At 64.3% G+C, this 2,350-nt stretch carries 1 protein-coding gene; it reads left to right on the plus strand.

What is annotated here, in order from left to right; translation table 11 throughout:
• Positions 1-62: 62 nt before the first annotated feature.
• Positions 63-2,350, plus strand: a 2,288-nt coding sequence (locus ACTWP9_RS36595) for a non-ribosomal peptide synthetase (RefSeq protein WP_443250635.1), incomplete at its 3' end; no start/stop codon positions are given.

Raw genomic sequence — 2,350 nt, forward strand, 5'->3', positions numbered from 1 at the left:
AGCAGCAATTGGAGGGGGCTCCTGAGCAGTTGTCGTTGCCGGTGGATCGGTCGCGTCCGCGGGTGGCGAGTTATCGCGGTGGTGTGGTGTCGTTCGGCGTTGATGCGGAGGTGCATGGGCGTTTGGCCCGGGTGGCTGCTGCTAGTGGGGTAAGCATGTTCATGGTGCTTCATACCGGTTTGGTGGCGTTGTTGTCCCGGTTGAATGCCGGTGAGGATGTTGTGGTCGGGAGTCCGATTGCGGGGCGGACCGACAGTGTGCTGGAGGACTTGGCCGGGTTTTTCGTGAACACCTTGGTTTTGCGGTTGGATGCTTCGGGCGATCCCACTTTTCGTGAGCTGGTCGATCGGGTTCGTGAGGTCGATGTGGCGGCTTACGAGCATCAGGATGTGCCGTTCGAGCGTTTGGTGGAGGCGCTCAATCCGGTTCGGTCGTTGGCGCAGCATCCGTTGTTCCAGGTGGCGTTTGCTCTCAATACTGCGGATGAGGAGCTCGATTTCGCGCTGCCGGGCACCACCGGGGGTCTGCTTTCTCATGGTTTCAGTCCGGCGAAGTTCGACCTGTCGTTCGTGTTCGACGAGTATCGGAGTGGTGCCGGGAGTCCGGCCGGCATGGAGCTCTCGCTGACGTATGCCGAAGACCTCTTCGACCGTGAGACGGCGTATCGGCTCGGGAGTTATCTGGTTCGCCTCCTGGGTCAGGTGGCGGATGACCCCGAGTTGCGTCTGGGTCGGGCGCGGCTTCTTGATCCGGACGAAGAACGTGAACTGCTGGTCGAGCACAACGCCACCGACCGGCCCGACATCACCCCCGTACCGCTGCCGGACCTCTTCCAGAAGCAGGCGAACCGGTCACCCCACGCCACGGCTCTGGAGCACGCCGATACCCACCTCACCTACGCCGAACTCAACACCCGCGCAAACCGACTCGCGCACCACCTCAACGCGTACGGCGTCGGGCCGGAATCACGAGTCGCGCTGCTGCTCGGTCGGTCGGTGGAGACGTTCGTCGCCGTCCTCGCGGTGGCGAAAGCGGGTGCGGCGTACGTGCCGATCGATCCGGCGTACCCGCGAGAGCGAGTCGGCTTCATGGTGGCGGACAGCGACGCTGTGTTGGTGCTCACCAATTCTGCCTTCAGCGACCTGGTGGCAGCGGAAACGCCGAAGCTCGTCCTTGACGAACAGGAAGTGATGCGCCAGGTGCACCGGTCCCCGGACGTCTCGCCCGATGTAGAGGTGCCCTGCGATGCCGCCGCGTACGTGATCTATACATCCGGTTCGACGGGGACGCCGAAGGGTGTGGTGGTCCCGCACGCCGGACTGGCTGGGCTGGCGCGAGCCCAGGTGGAGCGTTTCGCGCTCACCGATTCATCGCGGGTATTGCAACTGGCCTCACCGAGCTTCGATGCAGCGGTGCTTGAAATGCTGATGGCTTTCGCCTCCGGCGGAACCCTGGTCGTCCCGCTGAGCTCGGTGGGATTGACCGGTGAGGAGCTGGCCGACGCGCTCGTCGAGGGGCGGATCTCCCATGCGCTGCTTTCACCGTCCGTGTTGGCGAGCATGCCGGAAGTGGAATTGCCCTCGCTCCGGACGCTGCTGGTCGGCGGAGAAGCCATCAGCAGTGAGCTGATCGCCCGGTGGGCCCCTGGCCGATTGATGCTGAACCTGTACGGGCCGACCGAGGCAACGGTCTGGGTCACCGTGGGAACGGTGGGCGTGGATTCGGACAAGCCGATCATGGGCCGCCCCACCATCAACACGCGGGTCTATGTGCTGGACGGCCGGTTGGGTGTGGTTCCTCCAGGTGTGGTGGGGGAGTTGTATGTGGCGGGTGTGGGTTTGGCTCGGGGGTATTGGGGTCGTGCTGGGTTGAGTGCGGAGCGGTTCGTGGCGGATCCGTTCGGTGCGGCGGGTTCGCGGATGTATCGGACCGGGGATTTGGTGCGGTGGAATCGGGACGGCGTGCTGGAGTTTGTGGGGCGTGCTGATGATCAGGTGAAGGTGCGGGGTTTTCGGATAGAGCCTGCGGAGATCGAGAATGCGTTGACCGGGCATGCGGGGGTGTCCGAGGCGGCGGTGGTGGTTCGTGAGGACCAGCCGGGCGACCGGCGTGTTGTTGCTTATGTCGTGTCGGCTTCGGGCGGTGAGGTGGATGCCGGCCGACTGCCGGAATTCCTACGTTCGCGGTTGCCGGAGTTTATGGTGCCGTCGGCCGTGGTGGTGTTGGACCGGCTTCCGGTGACGGTGAATGGGAAGTTGGATCGGGGGTTGTTGCCTGTTCCGGTGGTTTCGGGTGGTGGGGTTTCTGGGGGGCGGGCGCCGGGGTCGTATGTGGAGGTGGTGTTGTGTGG

It is taken from the genome of Streptomyces sp. 3N207 (assembly GCF_052246355.1).
GTDB lineage: Bacteria > Actinomycetota > Actinomycetes > Streptomycetales > Streptomycetaceae > Streptomyces.